This window comes from Pseudomonas sp. SBB6, assembly GCF_024213215.1.
GTDB lineage: Bacteria > Pseudomonadota > Gammaproteobacteria > Pseudomonadales > Pseudomonadaceae > Aquipseudomonas > Aquipseudomonas donghuensis.
Window position 1 is genome coordinate 79,799 of sequence record NZ_JANAVH010000003.1, and the last position, 24,161, is coordinate 103,959.

General features: G+C 63.3%; 21 protein-coding genes and 1 pseudogene. 10 read left to right on the top strand and 12 right to left on the bottom strand.

Annotation, left to right across the window (positions count from 1 at the left end):
- The first annotated feature begins 21 nt into the window (after positions 1-21).
- A complete protein-coding gene (locus NLX68_RS06450) occupies positions 22-2,178 on the top strand; it encodes a type I secretion system permease/ATPase (RefSeq protein WP_254283366.1) in 2,157 nt (718 codons plus the stop codon).
- Positions 2,179-2,189: 11 nt separating this feature from the next.
- Positions 2,190-3,545 (top strand): HlyD family type I secretion periplasmic adaptor subunit, encoded by a 1,356-nt coding sequence (locus NLX68_RS06455; RefSeq protein ID WP_254283367.1) that lies wholly within the window; start codon positions 2,190-2,192, stop codon positions 3,543-3,545.
- 176 nt (positions 3,546-3,721) lie between these two features.
- On the opposite strand, the gene NLX68_RS06460 is transcribed toward NLX68_RS06455, so the two are convergent.
- The 3 genes from NLX68_RS06460 to NLX68_RS06470 form a co-directional block, all read right to left on the bottom strand.
- Positions 3,722-4,321, bottom strand: coding sequence for a tRNA-uridine aminocarboxypropyltransferase (locus NLX68_RS06460; RefSeq protein ID WP_254283368.1), 600 nt, complete (start codon positions 4,319-4,321; stop codon positions 3,722-3,724).
- 78 nt (positions 4,322-4,399) lie between these two features.
- Positions 4,400-5,965: a PAS domain-containing methyl-accepting chemotaxis protein gene (locus NLX68_RS06465; protein ID WP_254283369.1), complete on the bottom strand. Its 1,566-nt coding sequence runs from the start codon at positions 5,963-5,965 to the stop codon at positions 4,400-4,402.
- A 136-nt stretch (positions 5,966-6,101) separates the two neighbouring features.
- A complete protein-coding gene (locus NLX68_RS06470) occupies positions 6,102-6,995 on the bottom strand; it encodes a LysR family transcriptional regulator (RefSeq protein ID WP_038996504.1) in 894 nt (297 codons plus the stop codon).
- A gap of 222 nt (positions 6,996-7,217) precedes the next feature.
- Here NLX68_RS06470 and speB point away from each other — a divergent pair, with 222 nt between their 5' ends.
- Both speB and NLX68_RS06480 read left to right on the top strand, forming a co-directional pair.
- On the top strand, positions 7,218-8,168 hold the full coding sequence (gene speB / locus NLX68_RS06475) for an agmatinase (RefSeq protein WP_254283370.1): 951 nt from the start codon (positions 7,218-7,220) through the stop codon (positions 8,166-8,168).
- 145 nt (positions 8,169-8,313) lie between these two features.
- Entirely contained in the window at positions 8,314-9,693 is a 1,380-nt protein-coding gene (locus NLX68_RS06480; RefSeq protein WP_010223056.1) for a sodium:solute symporter, read from the top strand.
- 54 nt (positions 9,694-9,747) lie between these two features.
- Here NLX68_RS06480 and NLX68_RS26445 read toward each other — a convergent pair whose 3' ends face one another.
- Positions 9,748-9,873: a PA1414 family protein gene (locus tag NLX68_RS26445; RefSeq protein ID WP_010223057.1), complete on the bottom strand. Its 126-nt coding sequence runs from the start codon at positions 9,871-9,873 to the stop codon at positions 9,748-9,750.
- A gap of 123 nt (positions 9,874-9,996) precedes the next feature.
- Positions 9,997-10,890: a LysR family transcriptional regulator gene (locus NLX68_RS06485; protein WP_254283371.1), complete on the bottom strand. Its 894-nt coding sequence runs from the start codon at positions 10,888-10,890 to the stop codon at positions 9,997-9,999.
- A gap of 106 nt (positions 10,891-10,996) precedes the next feature.
- On the opposite strand from NLX68_RS06485, the gene NLX68_RS06490 reads away from it, so the two are divergent.
- On the top strand, positions 10,997-12,178 hold the full coding sequence (locus tag NLX68_RS06490; protein WP_254283372.1) for a YbfB/YjiJ family MFS transporter: 1,182 nt from the start codon (positions 10,997-10,999) through the stop codon (positions 12,176-12,178).
- Here the strand turns inward: NLX68_RS06490 and NLX68_RS06495 are convergent.
- The 3 genes from NLX68_RS06495 to NLX68_RS06505 form a co-directional block, all read right to left on the bottom strand.
- On the bottom strand, positions 12,129-13,055 hold the full coding sequence (locus NLX68_RS06495; RefSeq protein ID WP_254283373.1) for a DMT family transporter: 927 nt from the start codon (positions 13,053-13,055) through the stop codon (positions 12,129-12,131). The two genes, NLX68_RS06490 and NLX68_RS06495, sit on opposite strands and share 50 nt — an antisense overlap.
- Before the next feature lie 109 nt (positions 13,056-13,164).
- Complete coding sequence (locus NLX68_RS06500; RefSeq protein ID WP_254283374.1) at positions 13,165-13,557, bottom strand: transcriptional regulator; 393 nt, start codon at positions 13,555-13,557, stop codon at positions 13,165-13,167.
- A gap of 234 nt (positions 13,558-13,791) precedes the next feature.
- On the bottom strand, positions 13,792-15,117 hold the full coding sequence (locus tag NLX68_RS06505; RefSeq protein ID WP_010223062.1) for a DEAD/DEAH box helicase: 1,326 nt from the start codon (positions 15,115-15,117) through the stop codon (positions 13,792-13,794).
- A 144-nt stretch (positions 15,118-15,261) separates the two neighbouring features.
- Here NLX68_RS06505 and NLX68_RS06510 point away from each other — a divergent pair.
- A pseudogene (locus tag NLX68_RS06510) lies at positions 15,262-16,618 on the top strand (mechanosensitive ion channel family protein).
- Here the strand turns inward: NLX68_RS06510 and NLX68_RS06515 are convergent.
- From NLX68_RS06515 to NLX68_RS06525, 3 genes are all read right to left on the bottom strand, one after another.
- The gene (locus NLX68_RS06515) at positions 16,559-17,437 is read right to left on the bottom strand and encodes a carboxylate/amino acid/amine transporter (protein WP_254283375.1); all 879 of its coding nucleotides are present in this window, start codon (positions 17,435-17,437) and stop codon (positions 16,559-16,561) included. The pseudogene NLX68_RS06510 and the gene NLX68_RS06515 overlap by 60 nt on opposite strands.
- A gap of 213 nt (positions 17,438-17,650) precedes the next feature.
- Positions 17,651-18,250, bottom strand: coding sequence for an FMN-dependent NADH-azoreductase (locus NLX68_RS06520; RefSeq protein ID WP_100783142.1), 600 nt, complete (start codon positions 18,248-18,250; stop codon positions 17,651-17,653).
- A 109-nt stretch (positions 18,251-18,359) separates the two neighbouring features.
- Positions 18,360-18,674 carry a hypothetical protein gene (locus tag NLX68_RS06525; RefSeq protein WP_010223066.1) on the bottom strand — a complete coding sequence of 105 codons (315 nt, stop codon included), beginning with the start codon at positions 18,672-18,674 and terminating at the stop codon, positions 18,360-18,362.
- A gap of 49 nt (positions 18,675-18,723) precedes the next feature.
- Here NLX68_RS06525 and NLX68_RS06530 point away from each other — a divergent pair, with 49 nt between their 5' ends.
- The 4 genes from NLX68_RS06530 (at position 18,724) to NLX68_RS06545 (ending at position 22,922) form a co-directional block, all read left to right on the top strand.
- Positions 18,724-19,647: a LysR family transcriptional regulator gene (locus tag NLX68_RS06530; protein ID WP_010223067.1), complete on the top strand. Its 924-nt coding sequence runs from the start codon at positions 18,724-18,726 to the stop codon at positions 19,645-19,647.
- Positions 19,648-19,661: 14 nt separating this feature from the next.
- Entirely contained in the window at positions 19,662-20,474 is an 813-nt protein-coding gene (locus NLX68_RS06535; RefSeq protein ID WP_254283376.1) for an alpha/beta fold hydrolase, read from the top strand.
- Positions 20,468-21,025 carry a peptidylprolyl isomerase gene (locus tag NLX68_RS06540; protein WP_254283377.1) on the top strand — a complete coding sequence of 186 codons (558 nt, stop codon included), beginning with the start codon at positions 20,468-20,470 and terminating at the stop codon, positions 21,023-21,025. Before NLX68_RS06535 ends, NLX68_RS06540 begins: the two co-directional genes overlap by 7 nt.
- A gap of 64 nt (positions 21,026-21,089) precedes the next feature.
- Positions 21,090-22,922, top strand: coding sequence for an ABC transporter ATP-binding protein (locus tag NLX68_RS06545; protein WP_254283378.1), 1,833 nt, complete (start codon positions 21,090-21,092; stop codon positions 22,920-22,922).
- 66 nt (positions 22,923-22,988) lie between these two features.
- Here NLX68_RS06545 and NLX68_RS06550 read toward each other — a convergent pair whose 3' ends face one another.
- Positions 22,989-24,113, bottom strand: a complete 1,125-nt coding sequence (locus NLX68_RS06550; RefSeq protein WP_254283379.1) for a GNAT family N-acetyltransferase — start codon at positions 24,111-24,113, stop codon at positions 22,989-22,991.
- Positions 24,114-24,161: the final 48 nt, after the last annotated feature.

Here is a 24,161-nt window from a genome sequence, read left to right on the forward strand (position 1 = left end):
CCGCTGCAGGAGTAAGCGACCGTGACCAGCATGCAACCTGCGAGCTCGGCAATAGATCCGCGCCAGAGTTTCGATGACCCGTTACTCGATGGCTTGCTGATCCTCTGCAAGCTGCATGGTTGCACCGCCAGTCGCGCCGGCCTGAGTGCCGGCCTGCCGCTGCCCGAGCAACGCCTGAGCCTTGAGCTGCTGCCCCGGGCAGCGGCACGGGTCGGGCTGCAGGCGCGCGTCCTGCGCCGTGAGCTGGGGGCGATCTCGGCGCTCAACCTGCCAGTGCTGTTACTGCTCAAGGACGGTCGCTGCGCAGTGCTGCGCCGCTGGGGCGATGACGGCCGGGCGTTGATCCTGCCGTGTGAAGCCGAAGGTGGCGAGCAGTGGGTCAGCCGCCAGGAACTGCTTGAAGCCTACGCAGGGGAAGCGCTGTTCGCCCGCCCCCGCCACGAACTCGAAGACCTGCGCGCGCCGTTGATGCCGCGGGTCAACGCCTGGTTCCGCGACACCCTGAAGCTGTCTCGCTGGCTCTACAGCGACGCCATCCTCGCCAGCTTGCTGATCAACCTGTTGGGGCTGATGGTGCCCTTGTTCGTCATGCAGACCTACGATCGGGTGGTGCCCAACCAGGCCACTTCGACCCTCTGGGTGCTCACTGCCGGCCTGCTCATCGGCACCCTGTTCGAATTGACCCTGCGCGTGGTCCGCGCCCACCTGCTCGACCAGGCCGGGAAAAAGACCGACCTGATTCTCTCTGCCACCCTGTTCGAACGCATCACCGGCATGTCGATGAAAGCCCGCCCCGCGACCGTTGGCGGCTTTGCCCAGAGCATTCACGACTTCCAGGGCTTGCGTGAGTTTCTCACCGCCGTGACCCTGACCAGCGTCATCGACCTGCCCTTCGTGGTACTGATGCTGGCAGTGATCGGCCTGCTCGGCGGCTGGCTGGTGGTCATCCCGCTGATCGCCTTCCCGCTGACCATCCTCTTCGCCTTGTTCATTCAGGTGCACCTACGCGATACCGTGCAAAAAAGCCTGGCCCTGGGTGCCGTGCGCCAGGCGCTGCTGATCGAAACCCTCGGCGGCCTGGAAACCCTCAAGGCCTGCAGCGCCGAAAGCGAGCGCCAATACCAGTGGGAGAGCACCCATGGCGCCCTCACCCGCCTCGACGCCCACGCCCGCAACCTGTCGGCCATGGCCACCAACGGCACCCTGTTCATCCAGCAATTTTGCGGCATGGCCACCATCGTTGCCGGGGTTTACAGCATCATTGCCGGCAACCTCAGCGTCGGTGCCCTGGTTGCCAGCTACATGCTCGGCAGCCGGGTACTGGCACCGCTGGGGCAAATCGCCGGGCTGATCACCCGCTACCAGCAGGCACAACTGACCATGCGCAGCACCGATGCGCTGATGGCCTTGCCCCAGGAACGCCAGGCCGGCCAGCAGCCGCTGGAACGCACCCACCTGCACGGCGCCCTCGACGTCAACCACGTGAGCTTTCGCTACCACGGACAAAACGCCGCCGCCCTCAACGACATCAACTTCAGCGTCAAGCCGGGCGAGCGCATCGGCATCATCGGCCGCAGCGGCTCCGGCAAAAGTACCCTGGCACGCCTGCTGATGGGCTTCTATGCCCCGGATGAAGGGCAAATCCTGCTCGACAACATTGACCTGCGCCAACTGGACATCGCCGACCTGCGTCACCAACTGGGCTATGTCGCCCATGACTTGCCGCTGCTAGCCGGCAGCCTGCGCGACAACCTGACCCTCGGCGCCCGCTATGTCAGCGATGCGCGCATGCTCGAAGTCGCCGAACTGACCGGCGTCAGCGAGCTGGCCCGCCAGCACCCGCAAGGCTTCGACCGCCCGGTGGGCGAGCGCGGTCAACTGCTCTCCGGTGGCCAGCGCCAGGCCGTGCTGCTGGCCCGGGCGATGCTGCTCGAACCGCCGATCATGATCCTCGACGAACCCACCAGCCACATGGACAACAGCAGCGAAGACCAACTGCGCCAGCGCCTGCATGGCTGGGTACAGGGCAAGACCTTGCTGCTGGTCACCCACCGCACCTCGCTGCTCAGCCTGGTCGACCGCCTGCTGGTGCTGGACAACGGCAAGATCGTTGCCGACGGGCCGAAGGTCGCGGTCATCGATGCACTGCGCAAAGGCCGCGTTGGCGCGGCACTCTAGGGGGTCCATCCATGTCCGTAAGCCAAGGCCTGCGCAGTTACTTCCAGAGTTTCGGCAAGACCGCCGAACGCGAGTTCATGCCCGACGTGGCGGGCGCCACGCTGCAGGATTCGCCGCGCCTGTCACGCATCACCGTATGGCTGGCCGCAGCGTTGTTGCTGGTAGCGCTGCTCTGGGCCAAGTTTGCCGTGCTCGATGAAGTGACCATGGGCGAAGGCAAGGCCATTCCGTCGAGCAAGATCCAGGTGATCCAGAACCTTGAAGGCGGCATCGTCACCGAAATCTTCGTGCGCGAAGGGCAGATGGTGAACAAGGGCGATACCCTGCTGCGCCTGGACGACACGCGCTTTCTGTCCAACAAGGGCGAGAGCGAGGCCGACCGCTTTGCCCTCACCGCCCAGGTCGAGCGCCTCTCGGCCGAAGCCGAGGGCCGGCCGTTCCAGCTCTCCGAAGAGGTACGCAGCAAGGCACCACAGGTGGCTGAAGACGAGCTGTCGCTGTATCAGTCGCGCCAGCGCCGCCTGAACAGCGAGAAGCAGACCCTCAACGAACAACTGCGGCAGAAAACCCAGGAACTGGCCGAGTTCCGCTCGAAGGTCGAGCAGTACCGCTCGGCCCTGGCGCTGCTGCAGCAAGAGCTGAACATGTCCACGCCCCTGGTCGGCACCGGGGCAATCTCGCCGGTAGAGATCCTGCGCCTCAAGCGCAGTGCTGTGGAAGCCCGCGGCTCGCTCAACGCCACCAGCCTGGCGATCCCCCGCGCCGAAGCGGCAGTGGCCGAGATCAAGAGCAAGATCGAAGAGTCTGAAGCCGGGTTTCGCTCGGAGGCCGCCAGGGAGCTCAACGAAAAACGCACCGACCTGTCGAAGATCACTGCCTCGAGCATCGCCATCGACGACCGGGTGACCCGCACCACGGTGGTTTCGCCGGTACACGGGATCATCAAGCTGCTCAAGGTCAACACCATTGGCGGTGTGGTCCAGCCCGGCAGCGACCTGCTGGAAATCGTGCCGCTGGAAGACAACCTGCTGATCGAGGCCAAGGTACGCCCACAAGATGTTGCCTTCCTGCACCCCGGGCAGTCGGCGATGGTCAAGTTCAGCGCCTATGACTACACCATTTATGGCGGCCTCAAGGCCAAGCTCGAGCTGATCAGCGCCGACACCGTCACCGATGACAAGGGCAATGCCTTTTACCTGATCCAGGTGCGTACTGACCGCAACCATCTGGGCGGTGACAACAAACCGCTGCTGATCATCCCGGGCATGACGGCCACGGTGGACATCATCACCGGGCACAAGAGCGTGCTCGACTACCTGCTCAAGCCGGTGCTCAAGGCACAGACCGAGGCGATGCGCGAACGCTGAGGCGTTCGGGAGCTGCTGAGCGCAGCTCATCGCCGGCAAGGCCGGCTCCCACAGTGAGTGTGTCTACCGGTCCTGGACTGCCCCCAAGGGTTGGATTGGTGTCCAACTTCTTGGGGGCAGTCCATCCTGTGGGAGCTGGCCTTGCCAGCGATCGAGCGCGAAGCGCTCGCAGCGGCTCAGCGCAGATGATTACGCTCGTACGTCTCGCGCCCCATCGCCGCAATCTGCCCCTCGATCAGCGCCTCGAACGGCTTTAACAGCGCATCAAAGTTCTGCGGCGCCTCCAGCACGTTCAACGCCTGCACCACCGCCTCCAGGGTCGACAATGCGCCCGGCTGCGGTGCCTTGCGCAGGCGATAACGCGACGGCAGCACTTGCGCCAGGGTCACCCGCGGCAATGCGCCCAGCAACGGATTCAAATGCAGCAACTTGCTCGCCTTGCGCCAGGTGCCATCCGGCACCACCAACTGCCACGGGCGATCATCCTGGCCGTCGGCATAAGCCACCAATGGCAACGCCTCATCCCCCGGAAACAACAACGCACTGCGATACCCCGGCGCCTCAAGCAGCTCAGGCAGGTCCTCGAACACTTCCCCCACCCGCAACTGCGCATTACGCAAGCCAAGCGCCGCCAGCTTGGCGGTATTGAGGGCATGGCGCACTTCACTGGGATGCTGCAGCAACAGCACGCGGGTGCGGCTGTCCAGGGACGGGATCAACGGACAAAGGCAATGAGCTTGTGGGCGCAAACAGCGCTCGCAGTGGATTCTGGACATCGGGTTCTCCTGAGCGGGCAAAGTGTGCCACAGCAGCCCCGAAAAAAGCCCACTTCCCTGTGGGAGAGACGCAAAGCGTCAGCGGTTGAAACGTTCAGCCAGGCTGTACAGGTAATCGGCCATGCGCTCGAGGTCCTGGCTGATCTCGGCGCCCTGCTTGGCCTGCCCGGCGCTGTGATCGCAGAGCTGGGCGATGCGGGTGATCTGTTGGTTGATGTCCTCGGCGACATGGCTCTGCTGTTCCGAGGCGGTGGCCATCTGCTGACTCATACCGGTGATGCGGCTGACCGCCTGGGTGATGCCCACCAGCGCCGACTGCACCGCCTCGACGCTGTGCACACTGTCGCGAGAAATCTGCTCGCCTTTGCTGGCACTGGAGACCGCCCGCTCGGCACCGGCGCGCAACGAGGCGATGATCTGGTGGATCTCCTCGGTCGAGGTGCGGGTGCGCTGAGCCAACGAGCGCACCTCGTCGGCAACCACCGCGAAGCCCCTGCCCTGCTCGCCGGCCCGCGCCGCTTCAATGGCGGCATTGAGCGCCAGCAGGTTGGTCTGCTCGGCAATCGAGGTGATGACATCGACCACGCTGCCGATCGACTGGGTCTGGTCGGCCAGGGCATTGACCGCCTGACCGATGTCGCTGACCGCCTCGGCCATGCTGCCCATGGCGCGCAGGCTCTGCTGCGCCAGGTCACTGCCCTGCTGAGCCAGGTGGTCGGCGTCAGAAGCGGCGGTAGCGGTGTTCTGCACGTTGTGGGTCACTTCCTGGATAGTCGCCGCCATTTGCGCGATGGCCGTGGCCGACTGGTCGGTTTCGCTGCGCTGGCGATCGAGCATCTGCGCCTGGGCGCCAGACAAATCGGACGACTGCGCGGCACGCGCCTTCACCCCCACGCCAGCATCCACCAGCCGGGTCAGTGCCGTTTGCAAGCGCGCTTCTTCACTGAGGATTGCCAGGTCCAACTGGCCCTGCAGGCCGCTGTTGTCGCTATAGGTCAGGGCCACCAGAGGGCTGGTGAAGGCTTTCGGGTGCTCGCCCAGGGTACGGCGAATCACCCGGTTCTGCCGTGCCTCGATCAGGTACCAGGCGCTGAGCAAACTGGCCATTAATACGCCCAGCGCAGCGTACTGCGGTAGCCACAGGTAGCTGATCGCCGAAAGCACACCTGCCGCCAGCAGTGGCCAGCCATGTTCCAGGCTAGCGCCAAGTCGCGCCGCCAGCGGCACCGGGCTTCGCCCCTGGCGCAACCGCGCATACAGATTTGTCGCGCGGCGGATCTGCTCACGGCTCGGTACCGAACGCACCGACTCGTAGCCACTGATCCGGCCGTTCTCGTAAATCGCCGTGACGTAGGCACTGACCCAATAAAAATCGCCATTCTTCGAGCGATTTTTCACCACCCCCATCCAGGGTTTGCCCTGTTTGATGGTTTCCCACATGTGGCCGAACACTGCAGGCGGCATGTCCGGATGACGCACCAGATTGTGTGGCTGACCGAGCAATTCCTCGTAGGTAAAACCGCTGATGGCGACAAAGGCATCGTTGCAATAGGTGATACGGCTGTTGAGGTCGGTGGTGGAAATCAGCCGCTGTTCGCTCGGAAAGGTTCTTTCATGCTCAGTGACGGGCAAATTCATGCGCATCTGGGCGATCCCTGCAAAGGAAATGATGGGAAATTTCATCAAACCAATACAGGTTTAGCAGAGCAATTACGCGGCTGCGGCCGGTACTTTCAGGATTTTTTGCAGCAGTGACTAAATTTTTCAGTGGCCGTTTCGTTCAGGCAGGCGTGAGTTGCGCCTTGAGCAGATCGCGGAAGGTCTGGATCAAGGGTTCGCGGCTGCGGCCACGGCGAATGATCATGGAGAACGGCGCCTGATAGCCGAAGGTCGCCGGCGATAGTACCCGCAAATCGCCCTTGTCGGCCCAGGCCTGGGCATAGTGCTCCGGCAGGTAGCCGATGTAGGCACCCGACAACACCAGAATCAGCTGCGCTTCCATACTTTCCACGGTCGCCGCGCTGTGCTTGAAGCCGTGGCGGGCAAGCTCTGCCTGGCTCCAGTAGCCGCGACCGACCATACGCTGCTGGGTGATTACCTGCTCGGGAATGCGCCGCTCGTTGAACAGCGGGTGGCGGTTGCTGCAATACAGCCAGTGCTGCTCACGGTACAACGGCTGATACACCAGGCCGCTCATGCGCGTGGAAAAGGCGCCGATGGCCAGGTCCAGACGGTTGTCCTGTACCCCCAGTTGCAGCTCGTAGGGGCTCGATACCGAGAGGTGCAAGTGCACCGCCGGGTGTTCCTGGCTGTAGGCGCCAATGGCTTCGGCCAGGGGCAAGGCCCGATCCCCCACCGTGGAGTCGATCACCCCCAGGTTGAGGGTGCCGCGCAATTCGCCCTTGAGCGCCGCCGCGTACTGTTCAAAGCCGTCCATTTCCGCCAGCAGGCGCAAAGTCTCCTGGTGGAACAGTTCGCCCTTGCTGGTCAGGCTGAAACCGCCGCGGCCGCGATGGCAGAGGACGATGCCCAACGCCGCCTCCAGCTGGCTCATGTAGGTACTGATCGCCGAGGTCGACAGGTTCAGCTCGCGCTGGGCATTGGCGAAACCCTGATGACGCACGACGCTGACAAAGATGCGCAGGAGTTTCAGGTCAGGCAAGGCAGAGGCCATGTGATCGCGGTCCGCAGGGTAACAGATGGCCGGATTCTAACCCCAACACCGGCATTAGTTCAGAAAAACCTGAACTAAGTATTTGCCTGTAGCGATTCTTTTCATCCACTACCTTTTGCAGACTCTGCCGCAATGCACCTGCTTGCCGGCATTTCAGGGGTTGCCCCGGGCCAGCCAGACAGGTTCCAACAACTAGAACAATCGAATCGATGAGGCCCGACCGTGGACAAGATTCTGCACCAACCACTGGGCGGCAACGAAATGCCGCGCTTCGGCGGCATCGCCACCATGCTCCGTCTCCCTCACCTGCAAAGCGCCGAAGGCCTGGATGCCGCGTTCATCGGCATCCCCCTGGACATCGGCACCTCGCTGCGCTCCGGCACCCGCTTCGGCCCACGGCAGATCCGCGCCGAATCGGTGATGATCCGCCCGTACAACATGGCCACTGGCGCTGCGCCCTTCGATTCGTTGTCGGTTGCCGATATCGGTGACGTGGCGATCAACACCTTCAACCTGCTCGACGCTGTGCGGATCATTGAACAAGCCTACGACGAAATCCTCGAACACAACGTCATCCCCATGACCATGGGCGGTGACCACACCATCACCTTGCCGATCCTGCGGGCGATCCACAAGAAGCACGGCAAGGTCGGGCTGGTGCACATCGATGCCCACGCCGACGTCAACGATCACATGTTCGGCGAGAAAATCGCCCACGGCACCACCTTCCGCCGTGCCGTCGAAGAAGGCCTGCTGGACTGCGACCGTGTGGTGCAGATCGGCCTGCGCGCCCAGGGCTATACCGCCGAAGACTTCAACTGGAGCCGCAAACAGGGCTTTCGGGTGGTTCAGGCTGAAGAGTGCTGGCACAAGTCGCTGGCGCCGTTGATGGCCGAAGTGCGCGAGAAAGTCGGCGGCGGCCCGGTGTACCTGAGCTTTGACATCGACGGTATCGACCCGGCCTGGGCGCCCGGTACCGGCACCCCGGAAATCGGCGGCCTGACCACCATCCAGGCGATGGAAATCATCCGCGGTTGCCAGGGCCTGGACCTGATCGGCTGCGACCTGGTGGAAGTCTCGCCACCTTACGACACCACCGGCAACACCTCGTTGCTCGGTGCCAACCTGCTGTACGAAATGCTCTGTGCGCTGCCGGGCGTGGCTCGCCGCTAACGGTTGCACACCAGGAGTTGCAACAGGGCAGGAGCCATGACAGTCGGGCCGCAACGACGGCCCACTGAGTAGACGAATGACCCGGCGCCAGGCTTGCCTGGCGCCGGGGTCGATCTCACCATAATAAAGATAATTGGAGACACCCATGGCCTTGGACATATTCGTTGTTCTGATCTACGCGGCCGGCATGCTCGCGCTTGGCTGGTTCGGCATGCGCCGGGCAAAAACCCATGAAGATTACCTGGTGGCCGGGCGCAACCTGGGCCCAAGCCTGTACATGGGCACCATGGCCGCCACGGTCCTGGGCGGCGCTTCGACCGTCGGTACCGTACGCCTTGGCTATGTACACGGGATTTCCGGCTTCTGGCTGTGCGCCGCACTGGGCCTGGGCATCATTGCCCTGAACCTGTTCCTGGCCAAACCACTGCTGCGCCTGAAGATCTTCACCGTCACCCAGGTGCTGGAAAAACGCTACAACCCCATGGCCCGCCAGGCCAGCGCGGTGATCATGCTCGCTTACGCGCTGATGATCGCGGTGACCTCGACCCTGGCCATCGGCACCGTCCTGCAAGTGCTGTTCGACCTGCCGTTCTGGGGCGCGGTGCTGCTCGGTGGTGGCGTGGTAGTGGTGTACTCGACCATCGGCGGCATGTGGTCGCTGACCCTGACCGACATCGTCCAGTTCGTGATCAAGACCGTCGGCCTGATGTTCGTCCTGCTGCCCATCTGCCTGTACAAGGTCGGTGGCTGGGATCAACTGGTGGCCAAGCTGCCCGCCAGCAACTTCAGCCTGACCACCATCGGCTGGGACACCATCATCACCTACTTCCTGATCTACTTCTTCGGCATCCTGATCGGCCAGGACATCTGGCAACGGGTGTTCACCGCCCGTGACGAGAAGGTCGCCAAGTACGCCGGCACCACCGCTGGGGTTTATTGCGTGATCTATGGCCTAGTGTGCGCAGTGATCGGCATGGCGGCGCATATCCTCTTGCCGGATCTGGACAACGCCAACAACGCCTTTGCCGCGATCGTCAAATCCGCCCTGCCCGACGGCATCCGCGGCCTGGTGATTGCTGCTGCGCTGGCGGCGATGATGTCGACCGCCAGTGCCGGCCTGCTGGCAGCTTCCACGGTACTGACCGAAGACTTGCTGCCGAAACTGCGTGGCGGCAAGCAGTCGAGCCTGGGCATCAACCGCCTGTTCACCCTGCTGACCGGTATTGCCGTGCTGGGTATCGCCCTGGTGGTGACCGATGTCATCAGCGCGCTGACCCTGGCTTATAACCTGCTGGTGGGCGGCATGCTGATTCCGCTGATCGGGGCCATCTACTGGAAACGCGCCACCACCGCAGCGGCGATCACCAGTATGAGCCTGGGCTTCGTCACCGCTCTGGCGTTCATGATCAAGGACGGGATGGATGCCAACACGCCGATCTACTACAGCCTGGCGATCGGCCTGGTGAGTTTTGTGCTCGTCAGCCTGATGTCGCGCCGCCCGGTAGGCGCCGTCAACCTGGCCTGACCTGCAGATGCAGCACGGCCGTCGCATCAGCAATGATGCGGCGGCCGACGTGTTTTAGCGACGTGGCTGGCGCTTGCGCTGTTCTTCGTCGGTTGGAATCGGCACCGGTTGTAGCGGTGGCGGGATCAGGCCCAAGGCAGCGGCCAGGTCGTGGAGCCAGTTGAACAGATGGTTTCTCATAACTCCCCCTTACGGGTCAGCCTGCACGGCGAACAAATCCTGCGATGCTTCATACAGATCATAGCCCGATGTCTTACATTGCGCATGTTGAAAACATACGACCAAAGCCGAGTTTGATCTCCCTCAAGCACTGACCGCCAGCCCCGGCGCCTGTGCAACTGTTTCCCCTTGTTGCAAATCGAGCCAGGCACTCAGGTTCGCCCCGCGCATGCCCTTGCGCCACATCAGCCAGGTGGTGGCCTGGTCGAACGGCGCTTGCAGGCGATGCACCGCCACCCGCTCCCTGCCCGGCAGGCTGTCGAGCATCGACTGGGCCATCAGCGCCACCCCTGCCCCGGCGATCACGCAGGCGAGCATGCTTGGATATGACTCGATCTCCATGACCCGGCCCATGGCCGCATGATCATCGGCATACCAGGCTTCCAGGCGCATCCGGTAGGAACAACCCTGACGAAAGGTGAACACCGCCCGCCCGGCGACATCGCGGGCACTGCGCACTGGCGCATGGCCGGGCTCGGTGATCAGCACCAGGGTTTCATCGCACAGCGGCACCCCATCGAGCCCGGCCAGGGCTAGCGGTCCATCAACCAATGCCGCGTCCAGGCGGCCACTGAGCAAGCCTTCGAGCAACTCGCCGCTGGGCGCCGCCTGCACCTGCAGGTTCACCGCCGGATAAGCGCTGTGGTACCGGGCCAGCAGCTCCGGCAGGTGAATCGCCGCAGTGCTGTACATCGAGCCGAGGACGAACTCCCCGGCGGGTTGCCCGCCCTGCACGGCGGCAAAGGCTTCATCATGCAGGGCAAGCATGCGCCCGACGTAATCGAGCAGCACCTTGCCCGCCGGTGATAGCTGCAAACGCTGGCGTTCACGGCGGAACAGCTCGACGCCCAGTTGCTCTTCGAGCTGGCGCAGGCGGGTCGACAGGTTCGACGGTACCCGGTGCAGGCGCTCGGCAGCGCGGGTCACCGAGCCCTCCTCGGCCACCGCCTGGAAAATCCGCAACTGGCTGAGCTCCATGAGCCATTCTCCAAAACAGAACAAGTTACTCATCATTATTCAATTTTATTGAAAGTCAACCGGCTTTAGCCTGACGGTCATCCACGCCTGTGCAGGAATCGCCGCCATGTCGCCACTTGCTCGCCTTCTCGCCTGTGCCGTTGCCCTGATGATGGCCATGGGCATTGGCCGCTTCGCCCTGACCCCGCAGCTGCCGCACCTGATCAGCGAAGGCCAGATCAGCCTGACCGCCGCCGGCCTGATCGCCGCCGCCAACTACCTGGGGTATTTCCTCGGTGCGCTGGACGCCATGTTCGCCCGCCGCCCGGGCCAGGTCAGCGCGCGCCTGCACGCAGGGCTGTGGCTGTGTGTAGTGCTGACCCTGGCGTCGTTCTGGGCCAGCGGCTTCTGGGCCCACCTGCTGCTGCGCTTTGGTACCGGCGTGGCCAGCGCCTGGGTGCTGGTCATGCTCACCAGCCTCAGCCAGCAAGTGGCGGCGGCCAGCAACCGGCCACGGCTGGGGGCCCTGGTATTTGCCGGGCCTGGCGTGGGAATTTTGCTTACCGGCATGCTGGCGCTGGTCGTCAACCTCAAGGGCCTGGGTTCGGCGCCTTTGTGGCTGATCTACGCGGCGGTTGCCCTGCTGATGCTGCTGGTCGTGCTGCCAGCGCTGCCACGTCCGCAGCCAGCAATGCCTGCTGGCAGCCCGGCGCTCGCCCAGCCCGCCGCACAAGGGATGGGGCGCTTGGGTGGGGTGTATGCGCTGTACGGTATCGGTTACATCATTCCCGCGACCTTCATGTCGCAGATGGCCAGCGCGCGCTTTCACGGGCACTGGCTGGCTGATCTGTTCTGGCCCGGCTTCGGCCTCGCGGCAGCGCTGGGCGTGGTGCTGGTCAGCCTGCGCCGCCCGGGCATGGGCAGTACCTCACACTGGCTGATCGCAACCCTGTGGCTGCAGGCCGCCGGCGTGTTCGCTTGCCTGCTGGGCAACGGCCTGGGCCTGGCGCTCGGGGTGGTCCTCTGTGGCGGCCCGTTCCTGGCCTGTATGCAACTGGTGATGCAACGCTCGCGAGAGCTGGCACCGCAGGCCAGCCAACGCAATGCCGGGTTGCTGACCGCCTGCTTTGCCCTCGGCCAGCTCAGCGGGCCGTTGCTGGCGGCGCTGAGCAATCAGTTTGCCGGCAGCCTGCAAGCCGCGCTGGTCATCGCGGCCAGCGGCCTGCTACTCGCAGGCGTGCTGCTGTTACGCGCGCAGGCTAGTCGAGCAGGCTGCGCAGGCGTCGGCGCACCCACTGCTCAGCACTGACCAGGGTCACCCCGAGCAGCACCATGATCGCCCCGAGGACGAAGTTCAGGCTCAGCGGCTCGCCGAGCAGCAGCACCCCGAAGGTCACCCCGAACAACGGGGTAATAAAGGAGAACACCGCCAGGTTCGAGGCCAGGTAGCGGCGCAGCAGCCAGAACCAGGTCAGGTAGCTGAAGAACGACACGATCAGGCCCTGGAACAGCAGGCTGCCGATCGACAGCGGGGTGAACTGCACGTGGGTAACCTGACCACTGGCGACGGCTATCAGCAGCAAGCCGACGAAACCGACCGCCAATTGATAGAACAGCGTCAGGGTCGCCGGGGCTTCAGACAACCGCGAAGCACGCACCACCACGGTGGTTGCGCCCCAGGCCAGGCCCGCCAGCACACCGAAGGCATCACCGAGCAACATGCGCCCGTCCAACTGCGCCAACGAGATACCACCTGCAAAAGCAAAGGCAATGCCGCCAAACGCCAACAGGATGCCCAGCCATTGCAAGGGCCGCAGGCGCTCGCTCGGCAGCATGAAATGCAGGCCCAGGGCAGTGAACACCGGTGCGGTGTAAAGGAATACCGACATGTGCGCCGCCGAGGTCAGCTTCAGGCCTTCGGCGATGAACAGAAACTCCAGGCCGAACAGCGCACCGGCCAGCAGACCGCCACGCCAGGTGCTGGCTACCTGATCCCAGCCGCCGCGAAAGCACATCAGCAGGCCGACCAGCACCGCCGCCATGCCCGAGCGCATGGCCTGTTGCATGACCGGGGCGATATCCGGCGCGGCCCACTTGATCATGACCTGCTGGATGCCCCAGATCAGGCACAGTACCAGCATCACCTGCAGGGCAAAGGCATCGGTATTGCGGCGGCTGACGCTCATCGGGCGCCCCCGGAATCAGGCATCGACATGGCAGGTTCTCGGCAGAAGTGGATCCAGCGCCGATTATCAGCGGCAGCGGCCGCTCAATGCCAGCCTTGTGTCGCCTGCTTCAGGCAATCTGCGCCTTGGAGGCCAATTGATCGAAGGTCGTTTCGTCCAGGGGATCGTCCTGTTCATCCAGTACCTGAAGCGGGTGAGCGTTGCCCGGAATGCTGCTGTCCAGCAGGCTCAGCAGCCGCGAGCCACGCTCGGTGAGGACAAAATTCTCACCGTTGCCGCCCTCATCTTCCGGGCGTGAAGCAAAGTAACCGCGCTCGAACAGCAACTTTTCGTACTCACAGGCCAGCGTTTTCAGATGATCGAGATCGCCAGGGGCCGCGCCCTCAACCGCGAGCTGGGCAGCATGCTGCTCGGCGTATGGCCTGGGGGTGAAACTGTGCCCGGCGCTGTTCTGCGCTTCATGCAACAGCCGTTCGATCAGGTCCCAGTCGTAGGTGGTCATCGGCATAGCCTCAATCAGGGGTAAGTAAGATTGTGACCGGTGCGCGGGGCTGCGGTTCGACTGATTTTTAGCGTGCGCCAGCCTGCTGCCCGCTGATCGACAAGCGGTTGCAGGAGCTGAAGGCAGCGGAGAAGAAGGTTTGAAATCGGGGTGAAGCTATCGCTGGCAAGCCAGCTCCCACAAGGACGGCAAAGAACCTGTGGGAGCCGGCCTTGCCGGCGATGAGGCCGGCGCTTACTCCGCAGCCGGCGCCGGCTTGCGGCGCTTGAGCGGTGCCAGGCCATCGGCGCTGGCCAGTGGGGCGTTAGGCTTTGGCTTGGCGGTCGGCTTGCGCTTGGCAACGACCTTCTTATCGCCTTTCTTGTCAGCTTTTTTCTTCTTCACACCGGCCGCCTTGCCCGAGGCCTTGACCTTCTTCGGCCCGGTGTAAGTGCCTTTGACCTCCTTGATCACCCGACGCTCGAAGCTCTGCTTCAGGTAGCGCTCGATGCTCGACATCAGGTTCCAGTCGCCGTGGCAGATCAGCGATACCGCCAGGCCTTCGTTACCGGCACGGCCGGTACGGCCGATGCGGTGCACGTACTCGTCGCCACTGCGTGGCATGTCGAAGTTGATCACCAGGTCCAGGCCGTCGACGTCCAGGCCGCGGGCAGCGACGTCGGTGGCGACGAGGATCTTCGCGCCGCCCTGCTTCAGGCGCTCGATCGCCAGCTTGCGGTCCTTCTGGTCCTTGTCGCCGTGCAGCACGAACGCCTTGTAGTCCTTGGCCACCAGGTGCCCGTAGATGCGGTCGGCCATCACCCGGGTGTTGGTGAAGATGATCGCCTTGTCGTAGGTCTCGTTTTGCAGCAGCCACTGCACGATCTGTTCTTTGTGCTGGTTATGGTCGGCGGTGATGATCTGCTGGCGGGTGCCTTCGGCCAGCTGGCTGACGCTGTTGAGCATCAGGTGTTCAGGGGTTTTCAGCACTTTGCCGATCATGTCGCGCAGGCCTGCACCGCCGGTGGTGGCGGAGAACAGCATGGTCTGCTCACGGTTCGGGCATTCGTTGCACAGGCGCTCGACGTCTTCGGCAAAGCCCATGTCGAGCATGCGGTCGGCTTCATCGAGCACGATGACCTGGACATGCTCCAGGTGCAGGTTGCCGGCATTGAGCTGCTCGAGCAGGCGACCCGGGGTGCCGATCAGCACGTCCGGCACCTTGCGCAGCATCGCCGCCTGTTCCTTGAAGTCTTCACCGCCGGTGATCAGGCCGGCCTTGATGAAGGTGAACTGGGAGAAACGCTCGACTTCCTTGAGGGTCTGCTGCGCCAGCTCGCGGGTTGGCAGCAGCACCAGGGCACGAATTTCGACACGCTTTTGCTTGAGGTCAACCAGGCGGTTGAGCATCGGCAGGACGAAGGCTGCGGTCTTGCCGCTACCGGTTTGCGCCGTCACCCGCAGGTCACGCCCTTGCAACGCCAAAGGGATGGCCGCTGCCTGCACCGGCGTCGGCTCGACAAATTTCAGCTCGGCCACGGCTTTGAGCAGGCGTTCGTGCAGGGCGAATTGGGAAAACACGGGTGTACCTCGGGCATGTGCAAAAAATTCAGTTGCATAGGGTAACGTTTTCCGGCGTCGGAGCCGAATTTCTTTTGGCAACTTCTTGCCAATCCGCGCTCTAATGGCCTTGTTTTCGACTTGCGGACCCTCTACGACACCGTTATGGACATTCAACAGCTGTGGCAAAACACCCTGGACCTCTGGGGCACCCTCGATCAACACCCGGTGCTGCACGCCGGTATCGGCCTGGGCGTATTGCTGGTGATCGCCCTGCTGCTCGGCCGCGTGGCGCGCTTTCTGGTGCTGCACGCCGCCCGCCTGCTCGGCCGCGTGGCGCGCTTTCTGGTGCTGCACGCCGCCCGCCTGCTCGGCCGCCAGCCAGCCCTGCACTGGGTCAATGACCTGCGCGAGAACAAGGTATTCCAGCGCCTGGCCCAGACCACCCCGTCGCTGGTGGTGCAGTTTGGCCTCAAGCTGGTGCCGGAGCTGAGCGCCACCAGCCAGCATTTCCTCGGCAACGTTGCCCTGGCCTTCACCATCCTGTTCCTGACCCTGGCCCTGAGCGCCCTGCTCGACGCCCTGCTGGACATCTACGCACGCACCGAACATGCCCGCACCCGCTCGATCAAGGGCTATGTGCAGTTGGCCAAGATGGTCCTGTTCGTGTTCGGCGCCATCGTCATCGTCGCCACCCTGATCGACCGCTCGCCGCTGTTGCTGCTCTCAGGTCTCGGTGCCATGTCGGCAGTCATCCTGTTGGTCTACAAGGACACCCTGCTGTCATTCGTCGCCAGCGTGCAACTGACCAGCAACGACATGTTGCGGGTCGGCGACTGGATCGAGATGCCCCAGGTGGGCGCCGACGGCGATGTGGTGGACATCACCCTGCACACGGTCAAGGTGCAGAACCACCCGTGAGCTCCGCCCGTTTGACATAACCTGTGAGCTGAACTTGAATGGACACGTACCAACCATTCAGGAAGCAGTCATGCAGCAATCGGGCGGGCGGCGGATCAAGCGCAGCCTGTTCATCGATGCCGGCGGCGTGCGTTTTCTGACCAGCGCCGAAGAGCAGCGCCTGTCCGAGGTGCGCCTGCTGACCGACTACATCGCCCGCAAGCGCAATGAACTGCACAGCTGGAACGAGGCCCAGGGGCCGGTGGCAGAGCTGTCGGCCAACCGCCGCAAGCTGACCAACGTCGGCACCTTCCGCGCCTACGCCCTGGCTTATCTGAAAAGCCACCCGGACATCCAGCCGAACATGACCTGCATGGTCCGCCAGATGCAGACCACCGCCCAGGGCGTGCCGCTGGAAATCTACTGCTTCACCCGCACCACGGTGTGGGCCGAGTACGAGCGTATCCAGGGCGACATCTTCGACTACCTGCTGGCAGTGCTGCCGGAGTTCGGCCTGAGCCTGTACCAGCAGCCGAGTGGCAACGACCTGCGCGCCGGCCTGTTACCCTCGTCCTTGCCCAGCCAGCAGCGGGCGCTGAGCGCCGAGACGACTGAGCCATAGCGACGCCAGGATCACCGCCCCGCCGATGAACAGCCGGCCCAGCGGCTCGTGCTGGTTCCAGATCAGCAGGTTGAGCAGCAAGCCGACCGGCACGTGCAGGTTGTTCATCACCGCCAGGGTGCCGCCTGAAACCAGGCAGGCGCCCTTGTTCCACCAGTACAACCCCAGCGCCGTCGGGCACAGCCCCAGGAACAGCAGCACCAGCCATTGCACGTCGGTGCTCGGCAGGTGCTGGGTGTTGCCGAACAGCAGGAACGCCGGCAGCACCACCAGCAAGGCGCCCAGGTAGAAATAGCCGAAACGCCGGTAATGCGGCAGCTCGCTGGGGTTGCGCGCGATCAGGTGGCGGTACAGCACCTGCCCGGCGGCATAGGTGAAGTTGGCCAGTTGCAGGAGCAAAAAGCCCATGAAGAAGTCCGGGCTGATGCGGTCAAAGCGAATCACCGCCGCGCCGGCAACCGCCACCAGCGCCGCCACCAGCGCCCAGGGGTTGAAGCGCCGGTTCAGGGCATCTTCGATCAGGGTCACGTGCAAGGGCGTGAGAATGGTGAACAGCAGCACCTCCGGCACCGTCAGCACGCGAAAGCTCAGGTACAGGCAGACATAGGTGATGCCGTATTGCAGCGCACCGATCAGCAGCATCGAACGCATGAAGCGCGATTCGACCTGGCGCCAGCGAGTCAGCGGCAGGAACACCAGCCCGGCCAGCAGCACCCGCGCCAGCACGGCGAAGTAGCTGTCGACATGGCCGGCCAGGTACTCGCCGATCAGGCTGAAGGAAAACGCCTGGATCAACGCGACAATCAATAAATAGCCCATGTGTGCCCCTTGCTGTAGAGGCGGCGACCTTAGCGGTTAGCGGCAAACCCGGCAATAGTCGAAGGCCCTGCGGGCCGTATCGCTGGCAGGGCCAGCTCCCACAGTGCTTGCATGCAATCGCGAAATAAAAAAGCCCGGTCCTGCACAAGGCAGTGACCGGGCAGGCACACCCAAAGGAGCAACAGGTGTCAGGCGGGAAAATTCATTGCCGGCTCATGCCACCGCAGCGAGCTGCGCCTTGGCCTGGTTCAGGCCCTTCTCGTGGAAATCGCCGCCCATGTTCAGGCCTTCGGCGTGGATGAAGGTCACGTCATGGATACCGATAAAGGCCATGACCTGGCGCAGGTAAGGTTCTTGATGATCGCTGCTGGCACCGGCATGGATACCACCACGGGCGGTGAGGATGTAGGCGCGCTTGCCGGTCAGCAGGCCCTGCGGCCCGGTTTCGGTGTACTTGAAGGTGATGCCGGCACGCAGTACATGGTCCAGCCAGGCTTTAAGGGTGCTGGGAATGGTGAAGTTGTACATCGGTGCGGCCAGGACCAGCACGTCGGCCGCCAGCACTTCATCGGTCAACTCGTTGGAGCGGGCCAGGGCCTGCAGCTCATCGGCATTGCGCTGGGCTTCGGGCTTCATCCAGCCACCGAGCAGGTTGCCATCCAGGTGCGGCACCGGGTTGACGGCCAGGTCGCGCAGGGTCACCTGGTCGGCCGGGTGGGCAGCCTGCCACTGGCTGACGAAGTCACGGGTCAGTTGCCGGGAGATCGAGTCCTGCTGGCGGGCGCTGCTTTCGATGACGAGTACACGGGACATGGGGCTTGCCTCCATCGGCGAGTTCGGTAAGTCGATGGAGGCAAGATTAATGATTGACCTATCGATAAAAAAGCGTAAAAACTGGGTCCAACCTATCAGTTAAATTGTTTTATTCCGGTTTGCAGCTCAAGGCGATGCGCAGCTTGATGATTTCCCGGTTGAACTTGGCCGTGGCATCGACGCTTTTTTTCGCCGGCACCAGTACGCGGCGCACCCGCGGCGCTTCCGGGCCGTTGCGAAAGGACACCTTGCACTGCGCGGCAACGTCGCCATAGTTGTTCAGGGTGATCGAGCCAATGTCACGGTCGGTGTCGTAGGTGGTGTAGTCGACCTTGACGCCGTCGATATCCTTTTCCACGTCGATGGGATAGGCCAGGGCCGTGAGCGGAAGCAGGGCCAGCAATACAGCACAATATTTCTTCATACGACGCTCTCCATGAAAGAGCGCCAGCTTAGGACAACAGGAGCCGAAGATGAAAGCGCCGCGCGTAACCCTGGACCAGTGGCGGACCCTGCAGGCGGTGGTCGATCATGGTGGCTTTGCCCAAGCCGCCGAGGCCCTGCACCGCTCGCAATCCTCGGTGAGCTACACCGTGGCGCGCATGCAGGACCAGCTCGGCGTGCCGCTGCTGCGCATCGACGGGCGCAAGGCGGTGCTGACCGAGGCCGGCAACGTGCTGCTGCGCCGCTCGCGGCAACTGGTCAAGCAGGCCAGCCAGCTCGAAGACCTGGCCCACCATATGGAACAGGGCTGGGAAGCCGAAGTGCGCCTGGTGGTCGATGCCGCCTACCCCAACGCCCGCCTGGTCCGCGCCTTGAGTGCGTTCATGCCGCAAAGCCGTGGCTGCCGGGTGCGCCTGCGTGAAGAGGTGCTGTCCGGGGTCGAGGAAGTCCTGCACGAAGGCGTCGCCGACCTTGCCATCAGCGGCTTCAACATTTCCGGCTACCTGGGCACGGAGCTCAGTTCGGTCGAGTTCGTTGCCGTTGCCCACCCCGAACACAGCCTGCACCGCCTGGGTCGGGAACTGAGCTTCCAGGACCTGGAAAGCCAGCTGCAGGTGGTGATCCGCGACTCCGGCCGCGCGCAGCCCCGCGATGTCGGCTGGCTGGGCGCCGAACAGCGCTGGACGGTCGGCAGCCTGGCCACCGCCGCGACCTTCGTCAGCAGCGGCCTGGGCTTTGCCTGGTTGCCCCGCCACCTGATCGAACGCGAGCTGCGTGAAGGCCTGCTCAAGCCTTTGCCACTGGATCAGGGTGGCAGTCGCCACCCACTGTTCTACCTTTACTCGAACAAGGACAAACCCCTGGGCCCGGCGACGCAGATCCTCGTCGAATTGCTGCGCAACTTCGACACCGCACCGCTGGATGTGCCCTTCGCCGCGCCCGCCCAAGCCTGACAGGAATCACGCCGATGGCCTACTTCGAACATGAAGGTTGCTCGCTGCACTACGAGGAATACGGCCAGGGCGAGCCACTGGTGCTGCTGCACGGCCTGGGTTCCAGTTGCCAGGACTGGGAAATGCAGGTGCCGACGCTTGCCCGCCAGTACCGGGTGATCCTCATGGACATCCGCGGCCACGGCCGCTCCGACAAGCCCCGCGAGCGCTACAGCATCGCCAGCTTCAGCGCCGACCTTCTAGCCCTGCTCGAGCAGTTGCAGACCGGCCCGGTGCATCTGGTCGGCCTGTCCATGGGCGGCATGATCGGTTTCCAGTTTGCCGTCGATCACCCCGAATGGCTGCGCAGCCTGTGCATCGTCAACAGTGCTCCGGAGGTCAAGCGCCGCAGCCGCAGCGACTGGATCTGGTGGGCCAAGCGCTGGGCCCTGGCGCGGCTGCTGAGCCTTGAAACCATCGGCAAGGGCCTGGCCGAGCGGCTGTTCCCCAAACCGCAGCAGGCCGATTTGCGGCGCAAGATGGCCGAGCGCTGGGCAAAGAACGACAAACGCGCGTACCTGGCCAGTTTCGACGCCATTGTCGGCTGGGGAGTGGCGGAACGCCTGGGGCAGATTCGCTGTCCTACCCTGGTCATCAGCGCCGACCAGGATTACACCCCGGTACAACTTAAAGAGCGCTACGTGGCCCTGATTCCACACGCACGGCTGGCGGTGATCGAAGATTCCCGGCACGCTACGCCCCTGGACCAACCTGACCTCTTCAATCAGACGCTGCTGCAGTTCCTGGCGGCGTCCACCACCTCTCAAGGATCATTGAGCCCATGCTGAAAAAACTCCTGCTCGCCACCTGCTCGGTCGTCTTCGCCACCAGCCTGATGGCCGCTGAAAAAGCGCCTCATGTAATGCTGGAAACCAGCTTCGGTCAGATCGAAATCGAACTGAACGAAACCAAGGCGCCGATCAGCAGCAAGAACTTCCTGCAATATGTGGACAGCGGTTTCTACAACAACACCATCTTCCACCGGGTGATCCCGGGTTTCATGGTCCAGGGTGGTGGTTTCACTGAGCAGATGGTGCAAAAAGACACCAAGCAGCCGATTCGCAACGAAGCCAGCAATGGCCTGCAAAACGTCCGTGGCACGTTGTCGATGGCACGCACCTCCAACCCCAACTCGGCCACCAGCCAGTTCTTCATCAACGTTGCCGACAACGCCTTCCTCGACCCGGGCCGTGACGCCGGTTACGCGGTGTTCGGCAAGGTCGTCAAAGGGATGGATGTGGTCGACCAGATCGTCAACTCGCCGACCACCGTCAAGAAAGGCATGCGCGATGTACCGGTCGACCCGGTGTTCATCAAGTCGGCCAAGCGTATCGACTGACCTCGGGCTTCACAGGGACGTGAACCAGGCCTGCGGGTCGAACTGAACAGGAGTTACCGTTTTCATGCTGTTTCGCCGCTTCGAAAAGCTCATCGACATCTTCCGTGAGGCGCCTACTGCGGCGCCGCCCACCACGGTATGGCCGTTCTATGTGTACTACCTGCGCCAGGTGTGGCCAAGTTTTGCCGCGCTGCTGGTGATCGGATTCATCGGCGCATTGATCGAAGTGGCCCTTTTCAGTTACTTGAGCCGGATCATCGACCTGGCTCAAGGCACCCCTTCGCTTGATTTCTTCAGCGATCACGCTGCCGAACTGCTGTGGATGCTGGTAGTGGCGCTGATTCTGCGCCCGGTGTTTCTCGGCCTGCACGACCTTCTCGTACACCAGACCATCAGCCCGGGGATGACCAGCATGATCCGCTGGCAGAACCATACCTTCGTGCTCAAGCAGAGCCTGAACTTCTTCCAGAGCGATTTTGCCGGACGCATCGCCCAGCGCATCATGCAGACCGGCAACTCGCTGCGCGACTCGGCGGTGCAGGCGGTGGACGCGCTGTGGCACGTACTGATCTATGCGATCAGCTCGCTGGTGCTGTTTGCCGAGGCCGACTGGCGGCTGATGTTGCCGCTGATCACCTGGATCGCCTGCTACATCGGCGCACTCTGCTACTTCGTGCCACGGGTCAAGGCCCGGGCCGTGATCTCCTCCGATGCCCGCTCCAAGCTCATGGGCCGCATCGTCGATGGCTACACCAACATCGCTACCCTGAAACTCTTCGCCCACACCGACTTCGAGCAGCAATACGCTCGCGAAGCGATCAGCGAGCAGACCGAAAAAACCCAGCTGGCCGCCCGCGTGGTCACCAGCATGGACGTGGTCATCACCAGCCTCAACGGCCTGTTGATCGTCAGCACCACGGGCCTGGCGCTGTGGCTGTGGACCCAGTCGCTGATCACGGTCGGTGCCATCGCCCTGGCCACCGGCCTGGTGATCCGCATCGTCAACATGTCCGGCTGGATCATGTGGGTGGTCAATGGCATCTTCGAAAACATCGGCATGGTCCAGGATGGCCTGCAGACTATCGCCCAGCCGGTGAGCGTCACCGACTCGCCGAGCGCACCTGCGCTCAAGGTCGATCGCGGCGGGGTGAAGTTCGACAACGTCAGTTTTCACTACGGCAAGGGCAGCCGCATCATCGACGGCCTGAACCTGGACATCCGCCCAGGCGAGAAGATCGGCCTGATCGGCCCGTCCGGCGCGGGCAAGTCAACCCTGGTCAACCTGCTGCTACGCCTGTACGACCTGGAAAGCGGGCGCATCCTCATCGATGGCCAGGACATCGCCCAGGTGACCCAGGCCAGCCTGCGTGCGCAGATCGGCATGATCACCCAGGACACCTCGCTGTTGCACCGCTCGATTCGCGAAAACCTGCTGTATGGCCGCCCCGACGCCACCGAAGAAGAGCTGTGGGAAGCGGTACGCCGGGCCCGGGCCGACGAGTTCATTCCGCAACTGTCCGATGCCCAGGGCCGCACCGGCTTCGATGCGCATGTGGGTGAGCGTGGGGTCAAGCTCTCCGGCGGCCAGCGCCAGCGCATCGCCATTGCCCGGGTGCTGCTCAAGAATGCGCCGATCCTGATCATGGACGAGGCGACTTCAGCACTGGACTCGGAAGTTGAAGCAGCAATCCAGGAGAGCCTGGAAACCCTGATGCAGGGCAAGACCGTGATCGCCATTGCCCACCGGCTGTCGACCATCGCCCGCATGGATCGTCTGGTGGTCCTGGAGAAAGGCCGGATCGCCGAGATGGGTAGCCACGCGGAGTTGCTGGCGCATCAAGGGTTGTATGCACGGTTGTGGCATCACCAGACCGGGGGGTTTGTCGGGATCGACTGACAGTAACCTCATCGCGGGTCAAGCCCGCTCCCACAGTGGGAGCGGGCTTGACCCGCGATGAGGCCCTCAGCCTTGCCGATAAGGCAACGCCGAACGCGCCTCCTCGGCATAGGCCAACACCCCCGCCCGCTCCTGCTGCAGGAACTCCTCCACCGCCCGGCGCAAGCCCGGGTGCAGCAGGTAATGCCAGGAGCGGGTGATCACCGGCTCAAAACCGCGAATCAGCTTGTGCTCACCTTGCGCCCCGGCATCGAAACGCTGCAGACCTTCGGCAATCGCCAGGTCCATGCCCTGGTAGAAACAGGTCTCGAAGTGCAGCCGGTCGAACGCGTCCAGGCAGCCCCAATAACGACCATACAGGCTGTCGCCACCGACCAGGCTGAAGGCCATGGCGACATCGCGGCCGCCCTGACGGGCCATGACCACACGAATCGCTGCGGGCATGCGCTCAGCCAGCAGACTGAAAAACGCTCGGGTCAGATAAGGCGCACGACGGCGTACGGCATAGGTGTTGGCATAACAGGCAAAAACGAAATCCCACTGGGCCTCGCTCAGTTCATCACCGCGAAACCAATGAAACTCGATGCCGTGCCCCACGACCTGCTCACGCTCCTTGCGCATCTGTTTGCGCTTGCGTGAACTCAAGGTGTCGAGAAAATCCTGGAAGTCGCGGTAGCCCTGGTTACGCCAATGAAACTGGCAACCCAGGCGTTCCATCCAGCCTTCACGCTCGCGCATCAGCGCATCGGCACGCTCATCGGTGAAGTTGATATGCGCGCCGGACATCCCCTGTGCAAACAGTTCCTCCGTCAGTTGATCGACCAGCTCGGCCGCCGCATGCGGGTCGCCAAGCAAGCGCGGGCCGGTCACCGGCGAGAACGGCACGGCGCAGAGCAGCTTGGGATAATAGGCAATCCCCGCCCGCTCACAGGCATCGGCCCAACCGTGGTCGAACACGTACTCGCCGAATGAGTGGGTCTTCACATAGGCCGGCAAGGCCGCGCGCAGCTGGCCGGCACTGTCGGTGAGCAACTGATGCGCCGGGCTCCAACCGGTGTGGCGGCTGACGCTGCCGCTGTCCTCCAGGCTGGACAGAAACGCGTGGCGCAAAAACGGCTGCTCCTGCGGCACCAGGGCATCCCAGGTGGCAGGCGTGAGTTCGGCAAGGTGTTGCAGGATGAGCTTGGGCATTGACGCAGTCTGCCTCGTCGCGCAGACGAAAAAAAGCCCCGCACAAGC